Here is a 991-nt window from a genome sequence, read left to right as displayed (position 1 = left end):
TTTTGTTGAAGACACAGCTTCAGGCGGCATAGGGCAAAGGGTGAACTTTGATAATCGAATACCTGCCAGATATTGAATTTTCAAGGTGCATAGGCAAAATCTATGTGCGAAGTTTGAGTAAGACGTATGATGGCTATGAAGCTTCTCTGGAAATCAAAGGTGCTGTACCAGAAGGATATAAAAAGCAATTTTTTGATGATTCAGAAAATGCATGGAAAGATATTAGTCAAGCTAAATATACGAATGTTGTTGATAAGAATGTAAATGTTCGGGTAATTAATGAATCTGAACAGGAAGTATGGAGTGAAATTACAACAGTTAAGATCACGCCGAAGCCGGTAACAGTAACAGCCAACAAAGCAGAAAAGCTGTTCGGCAAGGAAGATCCGAAGTTCAGCGCTACAGTAACAGGAACGCTGAATGATGATAAGATCCAGTATACAGTCACCAGACCGGGAGCAGGAACAGACGAAGCAGTCAAGCTGTATAAGGATGCACTGGTAGCAGCCGGTGATAAGATTCAGGGCAACTATCAAGTAACATATGTTGCAGGGGACTTTGAGATCAAGACGAACACGGAAGACCTGAAGCTGACAGCTGAGAACGGAGGCGGTGTTTATAACGCTGCACCGTATTATCTGAACAATGTAGGAGCCACACTGAATGAGGAAGCATTGAAAGAGGCGAAGATCGAGTACAAAGTAGGCGACGGTGAATGGACTACAACAGCACCGAGTGCAACAAATGTATCCGACAGCAAGGAAAAGATCAGTGTCCGTGTAACATTGGAAGGATACGAGACCCAGCAGATCGATAACTTGAAGATCACGGTAACCCATAAGGATGTAACAGTAACAGCCAACAAAGCAGAAAAGCTGTTCGGCAAGGAAGATCCGAAGTTCAGCGCTACAGTAACAGGAACGCTGAATAACGATGAAATCAAATATACGGTAACCCGTCCGGGAGCAGGAACAGACGAAGCAGTCAAGCT

1 protein-coding gene is annotated in these 991 nt (G+C 43.8%); it reads left to right on the top strand.

Annotated elements, in window-relative coordinates:
• Positions 1-113: 113 nt before the first annotated feature.
• Positions 114-991: MBG domain-containing protein (locus B5G11_RS16060; RefSeq protein ID WP_144289718.1), on the top strand; the 878-nt coding region annotated here is incomplete at its 3' end.

Source organism: Drancourtella sp. An57 (genome assembly GCF_002161525.1).
Classification (GTDB): Bacteria; Bacillota; Clostridia; order Lachnospirales; family Lachnospiraceae; genus Sellimonas; species Sellimonas catena.
Note: the sequence above shows the minus strand (reverse complement) of the source record. Positions and strands in the feature narration are given on the sequence as shown.